This is a genomic window from Kushneria phosphatilytica (genome assembly GCF_008247605.1).
In the GTDB taxonomy this organism is placed as follows: domain Bacteria; phylum Pseudomonadota; class Gammaproteobacteria; order Pseudomonadales; family Halomonadaceae; genus Kushneria; species Kushneria phosphatilytica.
On record NZ_CP043420.1, the window covers coordinates 1,315,584 to 1,334,370 of the forward strand.

14 protein-coding genes and 1 tRNA gene are annotated in these 18,787 nt (G+C 57.2%); 9 read left to right on the forward strand and 6 right to left on the reverse strand.

Features of this window, described 5'->3' with window-relative positions:
- Positions 1-143: 143 nt before the first annotated feature.
- A complete protein-coding gene (locus tag FY550_RS05885; protein ID WP_149054414.1) occupies positions 144-860 on the reverse strand; it encodes an LrgB family protein in 717 nt (238 codons plus the stop codon).
- Positions 857-1,228 carry a CidA/LrgA family protein gene (locus FY550_RS05890; protein WP_070976597.1) on the reverse strand — a complete coding sequence of 124 codons (372 nt, stop codon included), beginning with the start codon at positions 1,226-1,228 and terminating at the stop codon, positions 857-859. Before FY550_RS05890 ends, FY550_RS05885 begins: the two co-directional genes overlap by 4 nt.
- Before the next feature lie 219 nt (positions 1,229-1,447).
- Here FY550_RS05890 and FY550_RS05895 point away from each other — a divergent pair, with 219 nt between their 5' ends.
- Positions 1,448-2,422 (forward strand): quinone oxidoreductase family protein, encoded by a 975-nt coding sequence (locus FY550_RS05895; RefSeq protein ID WP_149054415.1) that lies wholly within the window; start codon positions 1,448-1,450, stop codon positions 2,420-2,422.
- Between the two features lie 9 nt (positions 2,423-2,431).
- Here FY550_RS05895 and FY550_RS05900 read toward each other — a convergent pair whose 3' ends face one another.
- Genes FY550_RS05900 through cydD form a run of 3 tightly spaced genes read right to left on the reverse strand, consistent with a single transcriptional unit; the run spans position 2,432 to position 6,753 of the window.
- Positions 2,432-3,196, reverse strand: coding sequence for an SDR family NAD(P)-dependent oxidoreductase (locus FY550_RS05900; protein ID WP_070976601.1), 765 nt, complete (start codon positions 3,194-3,196; stop codon positions 2,432-2,434).
- 19 nt (positions 3,197-3,215) lie between these two features.
- Positions 3,216-4,982 carry a thiol reductant ABC exporter subunit CydC gene (gene cydC / locus FY550_RS05905; RefSeq protein ID WP_070976604.1) on the reverse strand — a complete coding sequence of 589 codons (1,767 nt, stop codon included), beginning with the start codon at positions 4,980-4,982 and terminating at the stop codon, positions 3,216-3,218.
- Positions 4,963-6,753 carry a thiol reductant ABC exporter subunit CydD gene (gene cydD, locus FY550_RS05910; protein ID WP_070976607.1) on the reverse strand — a complete coding sequence of 597 codons (1,791 nt, stop codon included), beginning with the start codon at positions 6,751-6,753 and terminating at the stop codon, positions 4,963-4,965. The genes cydC and cydD overlap by 20 nt, the downstream gene beginning before the upstream one ends.
- A 169-nt stretch (positions 6,754-6,922) precedes the next feature.
- Here cydD and gltX point away from each other — a divergent pair, with 169 nt between their 5' ends.
- Positions 6,923-8,416 (forward strand): glutamate--tRNA ligase, encoded by a 1,494-nt coding sequence (gltX, locus tag FY550_RS05915; RefSeq protein WP_070976610.1) that lies wholly within the window; start codon positions 6,923-6,925, stop codon positions 8,414-8,416.
- An 81-nt stretch (positions 8,417-8,497) separates the two neighbouring features.
- Positions 8,498-8,573 (forward strand) — tRNA-Ala (locus FY550_RS05920).
- Positions 8,574-9,094: 521 nt separating this feature from the next.
- On the opposite strand, the gene gltA is transcribed toward FY550_RS05920, so the two are convergent.
- The gene (gene gltA, locus FY550_RS05925; protein WP_070976613.1) at positions 9,095-10,384 is read right to left on the reverse strand and encodes a citrate synthase; all 1,290 of its coding nucleotides are present in this window, start codon (positions 10,382-10,384) and stop codon (positions 9,095-9,097) included.
- 355 nt (positions 10,385-10,739) lie between these two features.
- On the opposite strand from gltA, the gene sdhC reads away from it, so the two are divergent.
- The 6 genes from sdhC to odhB all read left to right on the forward strand — a co-directional run bounded on the left by sdhC (position 10,740) and on the right by odhB (position 18,783).
- Entirely contained in the window at positions 10,740-11,138 is a 399-nt protein-coding gene (sdhC, locus tag FY550_RS05930; protein ID WP_070976616.1) for a succinate dehydrogenase, cytochrome b556 subunit, read from the forward strand.
- On the forward strand, positions 11,132-11,479 hold the full coding sequence (gene sdhD, locus FY550_RS05935; RefSeq protein WP_070976619.1) for a succinate dehydrogenase, hydrophobic membrane anchor protein: 348 nt from the start codon (positions 11,132-11,134) through the stop codon (positions 11,477-11,479). The genes sdhC and sdhD overlap by 7 nt, the downstream gene beginning before the upstream one ends.
- A 3-nt stretch (positions 11,480-11,482) precedes the next feature.
- Positions 11,483-13,258 carry a succinate dehydrogenase flavoprotein subunit gene (gene sdhA / locus FY550_RS05940; RefSeq protein WP_070976622.1) on the forward strand — a complete coding sequence of 592 codons (1,776 nt, stop codon included), beginning with the start codon at positions 11,483-11,485 and terminating at the stop codon, positions 13,256-13,258.
- Positions 13,259-13,270: 12 nt separating this feature from the next.
- Positions 13,271-13,981: a succinate dehydrogenase iron-sulfur subunit gene (locus FY550_RS05945; protein ID WP_070976625.1), complete on the forward strand. Its 711-nt coding sequence runs from the start codon at positions 13,271-13,273 to the stop codon at positions 13,979-13,981.
- Between the two features lie 223 nt (positions 13,982-14,204).
- On the forward strand, positions 14,205-17,060 hold the full coding sequence (locus FY550_RS05950; protein WP_149054416.1) for a 2-oxoglutarate dehydrogenase E1 component: 2,856 nt from the start codon (positions 14,205-14,207) through the stop codon (positions 17,058-17,060).
- A 37-nt stretch (positions 17,061-17,097) separates the two neighbouring features.
- Entirely contained in the window at positions 17,098-18,783 is a 1,686-nt protein-coding gene (gene odhB / locus FY550_RS05955) for a 2-oxoglutarate dehydrogenase complex dihydrolipoyllysine-residue succinyltransferase (protein ID WP_149054417.1), read from the forward strand.
- Positions 18,784-18,787 lie beyond the last annotated feature (4 nt).

An 18,787-nucleotide genomic window follows, 5' to 3' on the forward strand; every position in this document is an offset into this window, starting at 1 on the left:
GTTGAACAGGCGCTCAGCATATCGGCCTAATCGTTAAGTGTGCTTCGGTCAGAATGATCAATGATAATATTTAATACTTTTTGGCGCAGCTACATCATGCTTTCTAATGTCGCTGTTGTGGCGGATCAGTTGAAGCATAACGATCAACTCAGCCAGTGTGCCACCAGGGGGAGCGCAACGGCGCTGAAAGCACCATTCAACCCCATCGCCAGACTCGAAAAGGCACCCGTGCGCGCAGAGATGGTAAAGGCGCGAGCGGTGGCAATCCCATGACCGTTGATGCCCATGGCAAACCCCATGACACGTGGATCGTCACAGTGCAGCATGCGTGCCAGGGGCGGCGTAATGGCTGCGGCCAGGATACCGGTGACCGTTACGATACCGGCGGTCAGACTGGCCATGCCGCCAAGCCCGGAGGTGATCACCACAGCAATTGGCGTTGTTACCGATTTGGCCGCCAGGGATTTCAGTATTTCCGGTGACAGACCCAATGCCCAGGCAACGCCAACCGTAGTCGCGGAGGCGACCAGCCCGCCGACAACCAGGCTTGCCAGCACGGGAACGAGTAACTGGCGAATGTGTTGAAATTGTTCGAACAGGGGTACCGCGAGCCCCACTGTCGCTGGTCCCAGTAGCAGAGTCAGCCAGAGCGCCTGCTGTGAATATTGCTGATAATCCATCGGCAGTATGGCAATAAACAGGGCCAGCATACAGCTACCGGTCAATAGAGGCGGCGCCCAGCTGGGTTCACGCACCCAGCGAAAGATACGCAGAGCGATCAGGTACGCTGTCAGAGTCAGGACAATGGCCAGGGCCGGTGTGTTCATCAACTGATGCATGACATGAGAGGTGATATTCATGAGATGTCTTCGCTACGCTGTGTACGTCGCTCCTGCCAATTGACCATGGCGCGCATGACCAGAAGTGAGGCACAGACACTGACAATAGTGCCTGTCAGTACGGCCAGTGCCAGTTTCCACCAGATCGAGCCAATGGCGGCTCCCAGAAAGAAAATGCCCGTCGAGCTGGGCAGAATAAGCAGTGAAAAGTAATGAATCAGCGAACGTGAGGCGTCGATCAGTGTGGTGGACACGCGCCCACTGATCAGCAATGTAATGAGCAGTATCAGCATGCCCAGCACACTGCCAGCCACTGGTACCCCTGTAGCACTCTGAATCAGATTGCCGATGACCAGAAACAGCATCAGCCATGAAAAACCAGCCAGCATGAGATCCTCGTTAACTGTTTGAATGTGATAAGGCGCCTGCCTTGGCTAACTTCCTGATACCACTCTCTTCGACCATTGTAGGGTACAGCGTCATATTCAAAGAAGGTGAAAAAAAGGGGAGGCCGATATCGTTTGATGGCAGCTTGACCTTTAGGGTGCTGGAGGCTTGGATTAGGCATGGTCATTCTTGATTCAGCATGGTCGCCAGGAGCTCAATAAATGGTAAAACGGATTCAGTTTGCCCGTACCGGTGGACCTGAAGTACTCGAACTGGTTGATGGTGAACCTCGTGACCCGGCACCGGGTGAAGTCAGGGTTGCCAATAAAGCGATCGGGCTTAACTTCATTGATATCTATTTTCGTACTGGTCTGTATCCGACCGAGTTACCCTCGGGGTTGGGTACCGAAGCGGCAGGTGTTGTGGATGCCGTGGGTCAGGGCGTAAGCGATTTCGAACCTGGTGATCGAGTTGCCTATGCGCAGGGGCCGCTGGGGGCTTACAGCGAGTATCATGTGCTGCCTGCCGAGAAGGTCATCCAGCTCCCCGATACGATAGGCATGGAACAGGCCGCTGCCGGGATGCTCAAGGGGCTGACCGTGCAATATCTGTTGCGCCAGACCTATCCCTTGCAGGGCGGCGAAACCATCCTGTTTCACGCAGCAGCAGGGGGCGTGGGCTCCATTGCCTGTCAATGGGCCAGAGCTCTGGGAGTACGCCTGATCGGTACTGTTTCCTCCTCGGAAAAGGCCGAAATTGCCAGCCATAATGGCGCATGGGCAGTGATCGATTACACAAAGGAGAATGTTGTCGAGCGGGTCCGCGAACTGACGGATGGTGCCATGTGTCCTGTGGTATATGATTCGGTCGGACGCGACACATGGGAAACCTCACTGGATTGTCTGTCGCCACGCGGAACGCTGGTCAGCTTCGGTAATGCTTCAGGTCCTGTGGAAGGCGTCAATCTGGCGATTCTCAACAAGAAGGGGTCACTGTTCGTCACACGTCCCAGCCTGGGCGGATATGCCGATACCCGGGAGCGTTTCGAGATGATGTGCCGCGATCTGTTTGATGTCATCGAGCGCGGCGATGTAGAAATCCATATCGGTCATCGCTATCGGCTGGCAGAAGCGGGTGAGGCTCAGCAGGCGCTGGCCGAGCGCCGTACCAGCGGTTCCACCATTCTATTGCCCTGATGTGGCGTCCTACCACTCGATGGGCTGGTCGTTCCAGTCCCGAAAGGTGCCCGTATCCTCCGGGGTACGGGCATCGAGTACCCTGAGCAGTCGCTCGGCAACAAAATCGGTTGAAAACAGTTTGCCTGCCGGCACTCGGGTCTGAAAAGGCTGTGAAAGCCTGGTGTCGGTGGTGCCAGGGTGCAGGCAGAGCACAATAGCCTGATGATTACGCCTACTCAGTTCGATGGCTGCGGTTTTCATCAGCATGTTGTGAGCCGCCTTGGCTGCACGATAGCTGTACCATCCCCCAAAGCCATTGTCTCCGATCGATCCTACCCGGGCAGATAATGACGCCACGATCACGGGATGGCGCATCAGGTTTTCATGCAGTATGGCGAGCAGCATTGCAGCAGTGGCTGCATTGATATGGAAACTGTGCATGAGTGCGTTGAAGGAAAGCTCCTCAAGACGCTTTTCCGGCCAGAGTGAGGAATTGCCGGCCTGTTGCTGATGTAATACACCGATGGTGTTAAACAGCAGATGAACCGGCTGGCTTCCCAGCGCCTCGTGCAGGATTTCAAGCCCGGCCTCATGAGTGACATCGGTTTCGATGATCTCCAGACGCGGATCCTCCGGTAACGCGCCGCGCTCGTCATTCTCGGGTGTGTGACGAGTCACCAGCAGCAGCCGGCCTGGCCGTGGATCATCGCTCAGAGCCCGCAGTAGAGCGCGAGCAATGCCGCCTCCGCCGACAATCAGAGCCGTATAACCATCCGGTAAATGTTTCAGCACGAGAGACTACCTCTCGGGGTTAAAGCACGATCTGTTGTTGCAAGGCACTGAATCGGCTGTCGATATCTTCAAGCAGTTGCTGTGGTGGGCCTATCTCCAACAGATGCCCTTCATCCATGATGCCGATGCGATCGAGCTGATCAAGTCCGCTCACATGGTGCGTGATCATCAACAGTGTGCGTCCTTTTGCATGCGTCCGGATCGTGCTTAGCACGCGACGTGCGGTTTGTTCATCGAGTCCTTCGGTCGGCTCGTCCAATAGCAGGATGGGGGCATGGGTCAGCAGGGCACGGGCAATACCGAAACGCTTGAGCTGGCCACCTGACAGTGAACTGCCGCCTTCGTCAGGATAGCTGTCGAGGCCCTCGGGTTGATCGCTCAGCCAATCGCTCAGGTCCAGCGCCTGCAGTAATTGATGCAGTTCGTCATCGCCGGCTTCCGGATTGCCAAGCTTCAGATTGTCGCGATAGCTGGCCACGAACAAATGGGTATCCTGAGGCGCGATGCCCATCGAGGCTCGCAGGGTAGGTTCATCCAGGGCGTCTATGGACACACCTCCCAGCAGGATCCTGCCATGAGTCGGTGACAAAAAGCGTACAAGGGTATTGAGTAGCGTTGTTTTGCCACCTCCCGAGGGCCCCAGCAGAGCAAAATGCTCCCCGGGTGCCAGGGTCAGCGAGAAGTTGCTCAGGGCGGTGGTGCCATCATCGAACCTGACCTCCAGCTCACGGATATCGAGTCCGTTGTCGTTTGGCTTGTCCAAACTTTCGGCAGGAAAACAGATGCTCGGTACCCGGGTAGTCAGTTCTTCGAGACGGCCTGCAGCGCGCTGAATTCGTCCCAGGTTCTGCCAGGCCTGGGGCAGCATGGCGACAGCTTCGAAGGCGCCCATGATGCTTAATCCCATTAGCGCAATCAGGGTTGGCGATAGATTGCGATGCAGCGACCACCAGGCCGCCATGGCCAACACGACGGTAATGGTAATGCCCAGTAGAATCTGTGAAAGCAGCTGTGAACGCCCCCATACCCCCGCAAGGGCCAGCTCATGAGCGTCGCGCTCCTGCTGATCCTTCAAAAGGCTCTCGGTTTCGGGTTGCCATCGTTCGTAGAGCAGCAGTTCGGAAAGCGCCGGCAGGCGCTCGAGCAGTCGGGCTCGCAGATGCGTGTTCAGAACCTGCCAGCGGTGGGAGAGATGATGACCGCGCCGCCAGGCAAGCCACGGGCCAAGTGTACCGGAAATGGCCAGCGCCACGGCCGCGAAAAGTCCAATGGGAGGCGCGAATACACCAATGATGACACCACACAGCACGATAATACCCAGTGCCACGATCGATGGTGTCACCACGCGCAGATAGAGATTGTCGAGCGCATCGACATCAGCAGTCAGCCGTGCCATCAGATCGCTGCTGCCATAGTGTTGCAGTGCAGTAGGCGAGAGAGGCTCAATGGCTCGGTAGAGGTGCCAGCGCAAGCGTGACAGGAGTTTCAGAGTGCCCTCATGAGAAGCGACACGCTCGCCATAACGGCCCGCTGTTCGGGTAATGGCAAACCCCCTGACCCCCGCCGAGGGTAGCAGGAAATTGAAAGTGGCTGCAGTCGCGGCACTGGTGCCGGCCACTGCAGCGGCAGAAAGAAACCAGCCGGAGAGGGCGATCAATCCGACGCTGGAAGCCAGTGCAATCAGATTGAGCAGAATGCCCAGTGCCATTAGCCATGCAAAAGGGCGCATCTGGCCAAGCCAGGGGCGCAGATCAACACGGGCTGGATCAGCTGAAGGCGCGGACATGAGCCGCCTCCCTTGAAGTATTGTTTGCCAGTGGGCCGCCCGGAGCGCGCAGGGCTTCGAAAGTATCGATTGCCACGGCGCGCCCCTGGTCCAGCATCAGCACTCGGTCGGAGAGCTGCAGCAGGGCGAGTCGATGAGTCAGCATGATGACGGTTCTGCCCTGACAGAGTCGCTTCAGTGCGGCCAGTACGCGTGCCTCACTATCCCGGTCAAGACTGGCAGTAGGTTCGTCAAGCAGCAGTAGTGGTGCATCGCGCAAGAAGGCGCGTGCCAGGGCGATGCGTCGCGCCTGCCCACCGGAAACGGGTTGCCCCCGATCACCCAGCAGGGTCTCCAGACCATCTGGTAAGCGCTTGACCCAGTCACTCAGGTCAGCCTGGGCAAGTGCCTCATGCAACTGCTCGTCACTGGCCTCGATATTGGCCAGTCGCAGGTTGTCTGCCAGTGTCCCGGACAGAATAACTGGCCGTTGTCCAACCCAGGCGATGGAGCGTTGCCACTGTTCGGGCGCAAGTCGCGCGATGTCGATTTCCTGACCGTCGTCACCCTGCGCCAGCAGGGCGCCTTCTTCCAGCCGCATGAACCCCATCAGCACATTGAGCAGCGTGGATTTGCCAGCGCCACTGGGGCCGATGACGGCTACGCGTTCTCCTGCCTTGATCGTCATGTCCAGATTCGAGAGGGCCGGTGAGCGTTGACCGGCATATCGCCCGGTTACCTGCTGCAGGCGAAGTGACAGCGATTCGGGCACTTCCCATGATTCAAAGGCCTGCTGTTCGGCAATTGGTCGCTCAAGAATGGGGATCAGATCTTCTGCGGCTGCTTCGGCTTCCGCCTTGGCATGATAATGCACGCCGAGATCACGTAGCGGCTGATAGAACTCGGGCGCCAGGATCAGTAGAAAAAGACCGATGAAAAGGTCTATGCCATGTCCCCAGGTGCCGAAATGAAACTGGCCGAGATAGGAAAAACCGATATAGAGCGCCAGAATGGCAATCGAAACCGAGGAGAAAAATTCAAGCGCAGTAGAGGAGAGAAAGGCGAGACGCAGTACTCGCATGGTGCGCTGCCGAAAATTTTCCGAGGCTTCGAAGACGTTATCGGCGTGACGTCGGCTGACCCCAAAAAGCTTGAGCGTCGGCAAGCCTCGCAGGGTATCCAGAAAGTGGCGACTCATGCGTCCCATTTCGAGGAACTGTGCTTCCTGACGACCGCGTGCACCGAATCCGACCATGATCATGTTGAGCGGAATCAGGGGGCCGGTAACCATTAAAATGATGCCGGCGGCCCAGTTGAGAGGAAAGACCACGGCCAGAATGATCAACGGTACGGTGGCGCAGAGCATGGTCTGGGGGCGAAAGTCGGCATGATAGTTCTGTAAGGCATCAACCTGATCCCAGATACGGTTGCCCAGGGTGGCGCTATGCTGGCGCTGTGCCCAGAGTGGACCGAGCCGTGCAAGACGCTCGAGCAGGTCACGGCGGACCGACTGCCTGATGGCAATACCGGCCCGGGCACCGGCCCAGGTCTTGAGCCAGGCGAGCGCGCCACGGCCGGCAAAGGCCAGTGGTAGCAGACACAGGGGCAATAGCAGGGTGCTCAATGGGGCGTGGTCAAGCACCATTCGCTGGGCGACAGTAGCGATCGACCAGGCCTGCACCAGTAACAGCAGGGTCGACAGCGTACCAGCCAGCACACTGAGCCGCTGCCATGGTCCGGCTCGTCGACTGGTGGTCCGTAGCCACTGGCGCACGGTAGGAAGCTGAGCCATGAAACCTCCGGGTGGCCCTGGAAATCGATAGTGTAGAAACGGCAGGTTACAGCGGCCCAGTGACGCGTTGTCGCAGCAGCGCCATGCATTCGTGTCGATGCTGCCAGAAAGCCGTTCGATTCACGTATAATCGTAACACCGTTTCATTCTCAAGGCTGACGAAGGCTCCATGACTGTACGTACCCGTATCGCGCCGTCGCCGACCGGCGATCCTCACGTTGGCACTGCCTATGTGGCTCTGTTCAATCTCTGCTTTGCCCGTCAGCATGGTGGTGAGTTCATCCTGCGTATCGAGGATACCGATCGTGAACGCTCCACCAGTGAATCCGAGCAGATGATCCTCGATTCTCTGCGTTGGCTGGGTATCGAATGGTCCGAAGGGCCTGATATTGGCGGTCCTCACGCCCCTTATAGGCAGAGTGAGCGCGGCGGCATCTATACCGATTACGCTCAGCGTCTGCTCGAGAGCGGTCATGCCTTCCGCTGCTATCGTACCGGCGAAGAGCTCGATGAAATGCGCGAGGCGCGCAAGGCACAAGGGCTTTATACCGCCCTCAAGTTTGCTGATCTGGCCTTGCCTGAAGAGGAACGGGCCCGACGTGAACAGGAAGGTTGGTCCAGTGTTGTCCGCATGCATGTACCTGACGAGGGCACCTGTGTCATTCATGACATGCTACGAGGTGAGATCGAGCTGGATTGGGCGCAGGTCGATGCTCAGATACTGATCAAATCCGATGGTATGCCGACCTATCACATGGCCAATGTGGTCGATGATCACCTGATGGGCATCACCCATGTGTTGCGTGGTGAGGAGTGGATCAACTCGGCGCCCAAACATCGGCTGCTTTATGAATATTTTGGTTGGCCGATGCCCGAGCTCTGTCACCTGCCGCTGCTGCGCAACCCTGACAAGTCAAAGCTCTCCAAGCGCAAGAATCCAACATCGATCAATTACTATCGGCGGATGGGTTACCTGCCCGAAGCTGTCATCAACTATCTGGGACGCATGGGCTGGTCGATGCCGAACGACCGCGAAAAGTTCACCCTTGATGAAATGATGGCGCATTTCGACATCAACAGGATCTCGCTGGGCGGGCCGGTCTTTGATCTGGAAAAGCTGACATGGCTCAACGGCGTTTATATTCGTGAGGATCTCGATGATGAGGCCCTGATGCGCCGGCTGATGGAGTGGTCCTTCAACGAGGAGTATGTTGGACGGATTCTGCCGGAAGTGCGTCCACGGGTGCAGACACTTGCCGAGGTCATGCCTCTGGCCGGACATTTCTTCAGCGGGTTGCCACATATCAATGCGAACAGCTTTGAGGGCATTCGGCTTGAGCAGGAGACTATCGTGACCCTGCTGCAGTTTCTGGTCTGGCGTTTCGAAGCCGTTGGCCATTGGGACAAGGAGCATCTGTTGTCGGTTGTGCAGGAACTTGCCGGTCATTTCGAGCTGAAGATGAAGGCTTTTCTGGCGCCCGTGTTTGTAGCCATTACCGGTAGCCAGACTTCGACATCGGTTATGGATGCCATGGTCATTCTCGGTTCCGACATGACCCGGGCCCGCTTGCGGCATGCCATCGAGCAGCTGGGAGGTGTCTCCAAAAAGCAGACCAAAAGGCTCGAAAAGCAGTACCGTGAAATCGGTCAGGCCGGCGCTTGACCATGATGGGGCGCATGCGTATCATGCGCCCCGTTCCTGACGCGGTCCCACCTGCAGGGTGAGGCTCGGCAGGCAGCAAGTGGGGCCTTAGCTCAGCTGGGAGAGCGCGACACTGGCAGTGTCGAGGTCAGCGGTTCGATCCCGCTAGGCTCCACCATTCTCCTCTCATGGTTTCCCGTCTGCGTCGTAGAAAGTCATCGCGGATCGGCCATTGCCGTCCAATCGATGCTGTCATGCAGTTATCACATCCATGACATCAAACCGAAATCCGGCCTTTTGCCTCTTGACACGGCTACTTACTTGTCCACTGCCGTGACCTCTCTGTCGTGAAACATTCACTCCTGCTCCGCTAACCTGTGTTTTGACTGGTTTTTTTATAAAACCCTTTCAATTCAGTAGCTTACAGTTGGCTAAAAATTGCCCAATTTGTAGATAAGCCCTCTGTCATGGCGATTGAAGACGGTTCTGCAGTGGTTACCCACAATGTTATCCACAGAAAGTGTGGAAAACATGACACCCTTCTCCTGGCAGGGAAAACCAGAGGACATTGAACAGAGCAGGGAGAGGGTACCACTATCGATCCGGAGCCGAGCGCTTGTGGTTTAAATGGTGGCCCTGACATGAAAATGCCCGCTGACCTGATGGGCCAGCGGGCAATGGAAAAGCTTTAAGCGCTGCTCAGCCCTGGCTGGGATAATCACGCTGGGTATAGCCAGTATAAAGCTGGCGTGGACGACCGATGCGAACACCATTGGCGATCATCTCGTTCCAGTGCGATACCCAACCAATGGTGCGGGCTACGGCGAAAATGACCGTGAACATGTTGGTGGGGACCCCCAGAGCCTTGAGAATGATGCCCGAATAGAAATCCACATTGGGGTAGAGCTTGCGCTCAATGAAGTAGTCGTCTTCGAGTGCAATCTCTTCAAGACGCTTGGCGATCTTGAGACGTGGATCATCTCCCATGCCCAGCTCGCTGAGCACTTCATCGCAAGTCTCTTTCATGACCTTGGCGCGTGGGTCAAAGTTACGATAAACGCGGTGACCGAAGCCCATCAGTCGGAAGGGATCGTTCTTGTCCTTGGCACGGTCGACGTAACGCTGAATGTTCTCCTCGGACTCATCACCGATTTCGGCAAGCATGTTGAGGACGGCTTCATTGGCGCCACCATGTGCCGGACCCCATAGAGCAGCAATGCCGGCACTGACACAGGCAAAGGGGTTGGCACCGGTCGAGCCTGCCAGGCGCACGGTGGAGGTGGAGGCATTCTGTTCGTGATCGGCATGGAGCATGAAGATGCGGTCCATGGCCTTGGCCATCACGGGATTAACCTTGAACTCCTCGCAGGGGTTGCCGAACATCATGTAAAGGAAGTTCTCTGCGTAGTCCAGGTCGTTACGCGGGTACATGAAGGGCTGACCAATATTGTACTTGTAGCACATGGCAGCCAGGGTGGGCATTTTGGCAATCAGGCGAATGGCCGACACTTCACGGTCATACTCCTTGGTGATGTCCAGGCTGTCGTGATAGAAGGCAGAAAGTGCGCCGGCAACCCCGCACATGACAGCCATGGGATGAGCATCGCGCCTAAACCCCTTGAAGAAGTTGGCGATTTGCTCATGCACCATGGTGTGATTGCGAATACGGCTATTGAAATCCTCGTACTGCTCATCGTTGGGCAGTTCGCCTTCGAGCAGCAGGTAGGCCATTTCGGTGAAATTGGAGTGATCGGCCAGTTGATCGATGGGATAACCGCGATGCAGCAGAATGCCATTGGCACCATCAATGAAGGTGATGCCTGATTCGCAGGAGGCGGTAGAAACAAAGCCGGGGTCGTATGTGAAGTAGCCGCTCTTGACCAGGTCGCGTACGTCGATAACCTCGGGTCCTGCCGTGCCTGAGTAAATTGGCAGGTCAATCGGAGCGTCCAGCCCCTCGATGGTCAGCTGCGCCTTCCTGTCAGCCATTGTGGCCTCCTCAATGTTGGGTAAGCTACTGTCCCGCCTGATATGTTCGCCATATAAAGTCAGCCCACTATAGATTTTGGCGGGCGATTGTCAATTTGCCGCCAATCCGGCGAGGCGCGGTCCGCTATCATTTCAAGCATGGTCCGAGTACTGTCCGGACACAACCGTTTCAACGCTTTTGAGCGGATGTCATTCACGTGCGTCAATTTGTCATCCGGCATGCCCGGGCATATAATAATTGACCGCACGACAGGCGCTTGCCCGGGCCTGCAGCGTGGTTTGGCCTGACCCGTCTGACCTACCTCCAATCAACCCCGGTCGGTCTGCCGAACCGGGTCGAGAGAGTGAAAGAATCGTGACTAGTAAACGCCCCAGTACAAGCGTCAAGCGTCCGACCAACCTTGACCTTTCCTCCATCCAGTTCCCGCTTCCCGCACTCGTATCCATCGCTCACCGCATTACCGGCGTTATCATGTTCGTCGGGCTGATCTTTGTGCTCTGGGCGTTCGATACCTCCCTGTCTTCTCCCGAGGGTTTTGCCTCGGTACGTGATGCACTGACCGGTAATGCGCTCGCTCAACTGATCGCCTGGGGGCTGCTGTCGGCTCTCTCCTATCACTTTGTGGCCGGTATCCGTCATCTGATCATGGACATGGGGTACGGTGAGACCCTGCAAAGCGGTCAGCGAGGCGCTCAGCTGACGATCATCATCACTGCGGTTCTCGTGGTTCTGAGTGGAGTATGGGTATGGTAACCAGCATCATGAATCTGGGGCGCAGTGGCGTCTCCGATTGGCTGATTCAGCGTGTTTCCGCTGTTATCCTGGCGCTTTATACGATCTTTATCGTTGCCTTTCTGCTGTTTCATTCCGATCTCGATTACAGTGCCTGGTCATCCCTCTTTGCCCAGACCTGGATGAAGGTGTTTACCCTTCTGGCACTGCTTTCCGTGGCGGCGCACGCCTGGGTCGGGCTGTGGATCGTGGCAACGGATTACATCAAGCCGGCGAATATACGGATCGCCACACTGACTGTCGTGATCCTGGCGCTTTTCGTTTTCGTGGTCTGGGGCGTTCAAGTCCTCTGGGGAGCCTGAAGCATGGCACAAATGCGTAGCCTGACATTTGACGCAATCATTATCGGCGGCGGTGGCTCCGGCCTGCGTGCCGCCCTGGAGCTGGCCAAATCCGGTAAACAGACGGCCGTGCTGTCCAAGGTCTTTCCGACCCGCTCGCACACCGTTTCCGCACAGGGCGGTATTACCAGCGCCATTGCCAGTGCCGACCCCGAAGATGACTGGCGCTGGCACATGTATGACACGGTCAAGGGGTCTGACTACATCGGCGATCAGGATGCCATCGAGTACATGTGTACCGAAGGGCCGAAAGCGGTCTTCGAACTGGAACACATGGGCCTGCCATTTTCCCGCTTCGATAATGGCCGCATCTATCAGCGTCCGTTCGGTGGGCAGTCCAAGGACTTTGGCAAGGGTGGTCAGGCAGCACGTACCTGTGCCGCAGCCGACCGTACCGGGCACGCCCTGCTGCACACGCTCTATCAGAACAACCTGAAAAACAACACGGTGTTCCTTGATGAGTGGTATGCCGTGGATCTGGTGCGCAACAGTGCCAATGATGTCGTCGGTGTGATCGCCATGTGCATCGAAACCGGGGAGACGGTGCTGATCAAGTCGCGTGCCACGGTACTGGCAACCGGAGGCGCCGGCCGTATCTACTCCTCTACTACCAATGCCCTGATCAATACCGGTGATGGTGTCGGCATGGCATTGCGAGCTGGTTTCCCGGTGCAGGATATCGAGATGTGGCAGTTCCATCCGACCGGTATTCACGGTGCAGGCTGCCTGGTCACCGAAGGTTGCCGAGGAGAGGGCGGCTATCTGATCAACAAGGATGGCGAGCGCTTCATGGAGCGTTACGCGCCCAATGCCAAGGATCTTGCGTCGCGTGATGTTGTGGCACGCGCCATGGTCCAGGAAATGCTGGAAGGCCGTGGCTGTGGTGAAAACGGCGATCACGTCATGCTCAAGCTCGACCATCTCGGCGAGGAAGTGCTGATGAAGCGCCTGCCGGGCATTGTCGACCTGTCGCGGACCTTCGCTCATGCCGATCCGGTCAAGGAGCCCATTCCTGTGGTGCCAACCTGTCACTACATGATGGGCGGCATTCCCACCAATATTCATGGCCAGGCGCTGACCATCGACAAGGATGGCAATGATCGGGTTATCAACGGGCTCTATGCCTGCGGTGAAGTAGCCTGTGTTTCAGTCCACGGTGGCAACCGGCTTGGCGGCAATTCACTGCTCGACCTGGTGGTCTTCGGTCGGGCGGCCGGCATGTTCATCGAAAGCGCGCTCAACGAGGGAATCGAGTATCTCGAGCCGAGCGAATCCGATGTCGAAGGCGCCATGAAGCGTCTCAATCGCTGGAATGAATCTGACGACTCCGGCGAGTCGATCCCTGCGCTGCGCAACGAGCTGCAGCAGGTCATGCAGAACAACTTCGGCGTTTTCCGCAAGGAAGAGTACATGCAGAAGGGCGTCGACAAGCTGGCTGATCTACGCAGTCGCATTGACAAGGCCTGGCTGCCTGACAAGTCCGATACCTTCAATACCGCTCGGGTTGAAGCGCTGGAGCTCGATAACCTGCTTGAAGTTGCCGAAGCCACTGCCATTGCAGCGCTGGAGCGTCGGGAAAGCCGTGGTGCCCACTCGCGGGAAGATTATCCCGAGCGCGATGACGAAAACTGGCTGAAGCACTCTGTCTACTATCCGAGCGAGAAGCGCCTCGGCAAGCGTGATGTCAACTTTTCGCCACGCACTGTCGATACCTTCCAGCCCAAAGCGCGTACTTATTAAAGAGGGAGTGAGATGTCCAGACTCACGGTCTCCATCTATCGTTACAATCCGGAAACCGATGACGCACCGTACATGCACGACTATGAGGTCGATACCCAGGGTCGTGATCTGATGGTGCTCAATGTCATCCAGATGATAAAGGAACAGGACAGTACCCTGGCCTATCGTCGCAGCTGCCGCGAAGGGGTCTGCGGTTCGGATGGCATGAACATGAACGGCAAGAACAGTCTGGCCTGTGTGACGCCCTTGTCCGATGTGGTCAAGAACAATCGGCTGGTACTGCGTCCGCTGCCGGGGCTGCCGGTTATCAGGGACCTGGTGGTCGACATGGCCATCTTCTACAAGCAGTACGAGCGTATTCAGCCGTATCTGCAGAATGATGAAGCGCCCCCGGCCATTGAACGTCTGCAATCGCCCGAAGAGCGTGACAAGCTCGATGGTCTCTACGAGTGCATCCTGTGTGCCTGCTGTTCAACGTCCTGCCCTTCATTCTGGTGGAACCCGGACAAGTTCGTCGGGCCGGCCGGTCTGCTCTGGGCCTATCGGTTCATGGCCGATAGCCGTGATACACACACTCAGGAGCGTCTGTCGGAGCTGGATGATCCCTTCAGCGTGTTCCGGTGTCGCGGCATCATGAACTGCGTTGCGGTGTGTCCGAAGGGACTGAATCCGACTCGGGCCATCGGCAAGATTCGTGACCTGCTGGTATCGAATGCAGCTTAAACCCGATCACAGGGCTTGTTATCATTGTCGACACTGCGATCCTGAATCGTGGGGGCAATGACAGGCCCCGAAGGAATAGCCGGTGTCAAGCCGGCTATTGACTGTCTGAATATCGTGGCCATTTCGCCGCATCAGGCGCAAATGCCGCAAGTAGAGTAAAGCCGGCGCGTTCCGGTCATGCCGGTCGCCGATTCCACCCCTACAGCAGCAGGGTGACCGAACGATGCAAGAAGGCATTATGGAGTTGATGTGGCGAACCTCCCACATGAGTGGTGGTAACGCCCATTACGTTGAAGAGCTCTACGAGCAGTATCTTGCCGATCCTTCTTCCGTGCCCGACGAGTGGCGCCAGTATTTCGATGCACTGCCCGGTTACGAGGGTGGGCCCACACGAGATACGCCTCTTGGTCCGATCCGTGACCAGTTCGAGCGCCTGTCACAGGAGCGCCGGCCGAAAGCGACTGCGGCTACCGAGCAGGTCGACAATGAAGAGAACCGTCGTCAGGTTCGTGTCCTTCAGTTGATCAATGCCTATCGCTTCCGGGGCCATCAGCGGGCCAATATCGACCCTCTGGGTCTACGCAGTCCCGAGCCCATTCCGGATCTCGATCCCGGTTTTCATCAGCTTACCAATGACGACATGGATCGAGTCTTCCAGACCGGTTCCCTGTTCATTGGCAAGGACTCTGCGACGCTGAAGGAAATTATCGAAGCGCTCGAGCAGACCTACTGTCGCTCGATCGGTTGCGAGTTCATGCATATTGTCAACACTGAAGAGAAGCGCTGGCTCGAACAGCGTTTTGAATCGGTGCGCTCGAAGCCGGCTTACTCCGATGATGTTCGTCAGCATGTGCTGGAACGACTAACCGCTGCCGAAGGATTGGAAAATTACCTTGCCAGCCGTTACCCCGGTACCAAGCGATTCGGGCTTGAAGGAGGCGAATCGTTCATTCCGATGGTGGATGAACTGATCCAGCGCTCAGGCAATTACGGTACCCGGGAAGTGGTCATTGGCATGGCGCACCGGGGGCGGCTGAATCTGCTGGTCAATCTGCTTGGCAAGAGCCCGAGTGAGCTGATCGATGAATTCGATGGCAAGAAGATGCTCGCGCATGGTTCCGGGGATGTGAAATATCACCAGGGGTTCAGCTCGAACGTGATGACGCCTGGGGGCGAAATTCATCTCGCCCTGGCTTTCAATCCCTCGCACCTTGAAATCGTATCACCGGTGGTCGAGGGCTCGGTACGAGCACGCCAGGATCGTCGCGATGATGACAGCGGCGATCAGGTGCTGCCCTTGGCTGTCCATGGCGACGCTGCCTTTGCCGGGCAGGGGGTGGTCATGGAAACCCTGCAGATGTCGCAACTGCGAGGGTACAAGACCGGCGGTACCATCCATATCGTGATCAATAACCAGCTTGGCTTTACTACGTCGCGTCGTGATGATGCACGCTCGACGGAGTACTGCACTGATATCGCCAAGATGGTTCAGGCCCCCATTTTCCACGTTAATGGCGATGACCCTGATGCAGTGTTGCATGCCACTCAGGTAGCCCTGGATTATCGTCAGCAATTCAAGCGTGACGTGGTGCTGGATCTGATCTGTTATCGCCGTCGTGGTCATAACGAGGCGGACGAGCCCTCCGGTACACAGCCGATGATGTACCAGAAGATCAAGACCCACGAAACAACGCGCACACTCTATGCACGCCGGCTGGTCGAAGAGGGTGTGCTGAGCGAAAACGACGCTAAGGCAATGGTCGATGCCTATCGGGACAATCTCGACAATGGCAATCACGTGGCCAACTCGCTGGTTCAGGAGCCCAACCGGGCACTGTTCGTCGATTGGACACCGTATCTGGGCCATGAGTGGACCGGTGTCGCTGATACCTCGTTCGATATGAAACGCCTTCAGGAACTCGCCACCAAAATGTGCGAGGTGCCGGAGAATTTTCAGCTCCAGCGTCAGGTGAGCAAGATCTATGAAGATCGTCGCAAGATGCTTGCTGGCGGAATGGCGCTTAATTGGGGCTTTGCCGAAACGCTGGCCTACGCCACCCTGATCGATCAGGGCCACCCGGTGAGGCTGACCGGCCAGGATACGGGACGGGGCACCTTCTCGCATCGGCATGCCGTGCTGCATAGCCAGAAGGATGGGGCCATCTGGATACCGCTGCAGCATCTCAAGCCCAATCAGCCCTCGTTTGATGTGTATGATTCCTTCCTGTCGGAACAGGGCGCACTGGGCTTTGAATATGGCTATGCCACCACTACGCCCAATGCTCTGATTGCATGGGAAGCCCAGTTTGGTGATTTCGCCAATGGGGCTCAGGTCGTCATCGACCAGTTCATCTCTTCGGGCGAAAGCAAGTGGGGGCGCCTGTGCGGTCTGACCCTGCTGTTGCCGCATGGTTACGAAGGCCAGGGCCCCGAACACTCCTCGGCACGACTGGAGCGTTTCCTGCAGCTGTGTGCTGAAAACAACATGCAGGTCTGTGTGCCTTCCACACCAGCGCAGATTTTCCATCTGCTGCGGCGTCAGGTCATCCGGTCGCTGCGCAAGCCGCTGGTAGTGATGTCACCCAAGAGCCTGCTGCGTCACAAGGATGCCACGTCCACGCTGGATGATCTGGCCGGCGGGCATTTCCATATGGTGATTCCTGACCAGGGCAGGCTTGACGCTGACAAGGTCAAGCGGGCGATTGTCTGCGCTGGCAAGGTGTATTACGACCTTGCCAATCATCGGGCCGAGCACAAGCGCGACGATACGGTTATCGTTCGGGTCGAGCAGCTCTATCCTTTCCCCGAGGATTCACTGTATGAAGCGCTTGAGACCTATACCAACCTCGAGCAGGTGGTATGGTGCCAGGAAGAGCCTCAGAACCAGGGCGCCTGGTATCAGAGTCAGCACCATATTCGTAATGTGGCCGATCGCCTCAGGGAGGGAATGGGACGCCGCCTGTGCTTCGCCGGCCGTGCAGCTTCGGCAGCGCCAGCAGCAGGTTACATGGCGGTGCATGCCGAGCAGCAACGCCAGCTGATCGAAGACGCCTTCAATCGGCAGTACGAAGGCCAATAATCGGGTATCGAGAGAGACGAGTAACCAAGGAATTCCAATGGCAACCGATATCAAAGCGCCGAGCTTCCCCGAGTCCGTGGCAGAGGGGACCGTGGCCACCTGGCACAAGAAGCCCGGCGACAAGGTTTCGCGCGATGAACTGATCGTCGAGATCGAAACCGATAAGGTGGTACTCGAGGTCGTGGCACCTTCCGATGGCACGGTAGAAGAAATTCGTGTCGAAGAGGGTGAAACCTGCGAATCCGAGCAGGTTCTGGGTACTCTGGGGGCTGCCGATAGTCAGTCAGAGGGTGAGGAGAGCAAGCCGAGCGATTCCGAATCCTCGGAGAGCCAGCAGGCATCCGCTGAGGACAAACAGCAGGCTTCGAGCGACGAGAGTGCTTCGAAGGAGAATGCCGGCAGTCAGTCTTCCAATGCCGGACGTTCGGTTGAGGTCAAGGCACCCTCGTTCCCCGAGTCGGTGCAGGAAGGTACGGTTGCCAGCTGGACCAAAAAGGTTGGCGAAGCCGTCAAACGTGACGAAGTACTGGCCGAGATCGAAACCGACAAGGTAGTGCTGGAAGTGGTTGCGCCGGCAGATGGTGCGCTGTCGGAGATTCGTGCCGAAGAAGGCAGTCAGGTTGAATCGGAGCAGGTGCTGGCGCTGTTCAGCGAGGGCGGCAGTGATGCCGCAGGTGCTTCAGCCGAGGCCCGTGGCGATGACAGTCAGGCCGAAGCTGGCGATGCCAACGAAAGTGCTGGTCAGGGCGACGAAAAGGTCGGTGACAAGGTACTGGCGCCGGCAGCACGCAAGCTGGTTGCCGAACATGATCTTGATGTGAATCGTATCGAAGGCACCGGCAAGGGCGGACGCATTCTCAAGGAAGATGTGCAGAAAGCCATTGATGCCGGATCGGCCAAAAAGGGCAGTGGCGGCTCGAAATCAAGCGGTCAACCATCGAGCGGGAAGCAGCAGGAGAGCGCCCCGAGTGGTGGTGTCAGTCAGCAGGCGGCTGCGCCAGCAACTGCAGCCATCGAGGGGGATCGCCCCGAACAGCGGGTGCCGATGAGCCGGCTGCGACAGACGATCGCCAAGCGACTGGTACAGGCGCAGCAGACGGCTGCCATGCTCACCACCTATAACGAGGTGGACATGAGTGCGGTGATGGCGCTGCGCAGTCAGTACAAGGATAGCTTCCAGAAGCGTCACGACGTCAAGCTGGGCTTCATGGGCTTTTTCGTGAAGGCGGCCACCGAAGCGCTCAAGCGCTTCCCGGATGTCAATGCCTCGATTGATGGTACCGATATCGTCTATCACGGTTACCAGGATATCGGGGTGGCGGTATCAACGCCGCGCGGACTGGTCGTGCCGGTACTGCGGGACACCGACTCGATGAAGCTGGCCGATGTCGAAAAGCAGATCGGCGATTTCGGCAAGCGTGGTCGTGAAGGCAAGCTCGGCATCGAAGATATGCAGGGTGGCACCTTTACCATTACCAATGGCGGTATCTTCGGCTCTCTGATGTCGACACCGATCCTCAATCCGCCTCAGACCGCCATTCTGGGCATGCACAAGATTCAGGAACGTCCGATGGCCGTGAATGGGCAGGTCGAGATTCGGCCCATGATGTACCTGGCCATCTCCTACGATCACCGCATGATCGATGGCAAGGATGCCGTACAGTTCCTGGTGACCATCAAGGAATTGCTCGAGGATCCGTCCCGCTTCCTGCTGGACGTCTGAAATA

Bases quoted from the DNA above. Each gene is read 5' to 3' on its own strand.
- FY550_RS05885 (WP_149054414.1), bottom strand. From the start codon at position 860: ATGAATATCACCTCTCATGTCATGCATCAGTTGATGAACACACCGGCC.
- FY550_RS05890 (WP_070976597.1), bottom strand. From the start codon at position 1,228: ATGCTGGCTGGTTTTTCATGGCTGATGCTGTTTCTGGTCATCGGCAAT.
- FY550_RS05895 (WP_149054415.1), top strand. From the start codon at position 1,448: ATGGTAAAACGGATTCAGTTTGCCCGTACCGGTGGACCTGAAGTACTC.
- cydC (WP_070976604.1), bottom strand. From the start codon at position 4,982: ATGTCCGCGCCTTCAGCTGATCCAGCCCGTGTTGATCTGCGCCCCTGG.
- cydD (WP_070976607.1), bottom strand. From the start codon at position 6,753: ATGGCTCAGCTTCCTACCGTGCGCCAGTGGCTACGGACCACCAGTCGA.
- gltX (WP_070976610.1), top strand. From the start codon at position 6,923: ATGACTGTACGTACCCGTATCGCGCCGTCGCCGACCGGCGATCCTCAC.
- gltA (WP_070976613.1), bottom strand. From the start codon at position 10,384: ATGGCTGACAGGAAGGCGCAGCTGACCATCGAGGGGCTGGACGCTCCG.
- sdhD (WP_070976619.1), top strand. From the start codon at position 11,132: ATGGTAACCAGCATCATGAATCTGGGGCGCAGTGGCGTCTCCGATTGG.
- sdhA (WP_070976622.1), top strand. From the start codon at position 11,483: ATGGCACAAATGCGTAGCCTGACATTTGACGCAATCATTATCGGCGGC.
- FY550_RS05945 (WP_070976625.1), top strand. From the start codon at position 13,271: ATGTCCAGACTCACGGTCTCCATCTATCGTTACAATCCGGAAACCGAT.
- FY550_RS05950 (WP_149054416.1), top strand. From the start codon at position 14,205: ATGCAAGAAGGCATTATGGAGTTGATGTGGCGAACCTCCCACATGAGT.
- odhB (WP_149054417.1), top strand. From the start codon at position 17,098: ATGGCAACCGATATCAAAGCGCCGAGCTTCCCCGAGTCCGTGGCAGAG.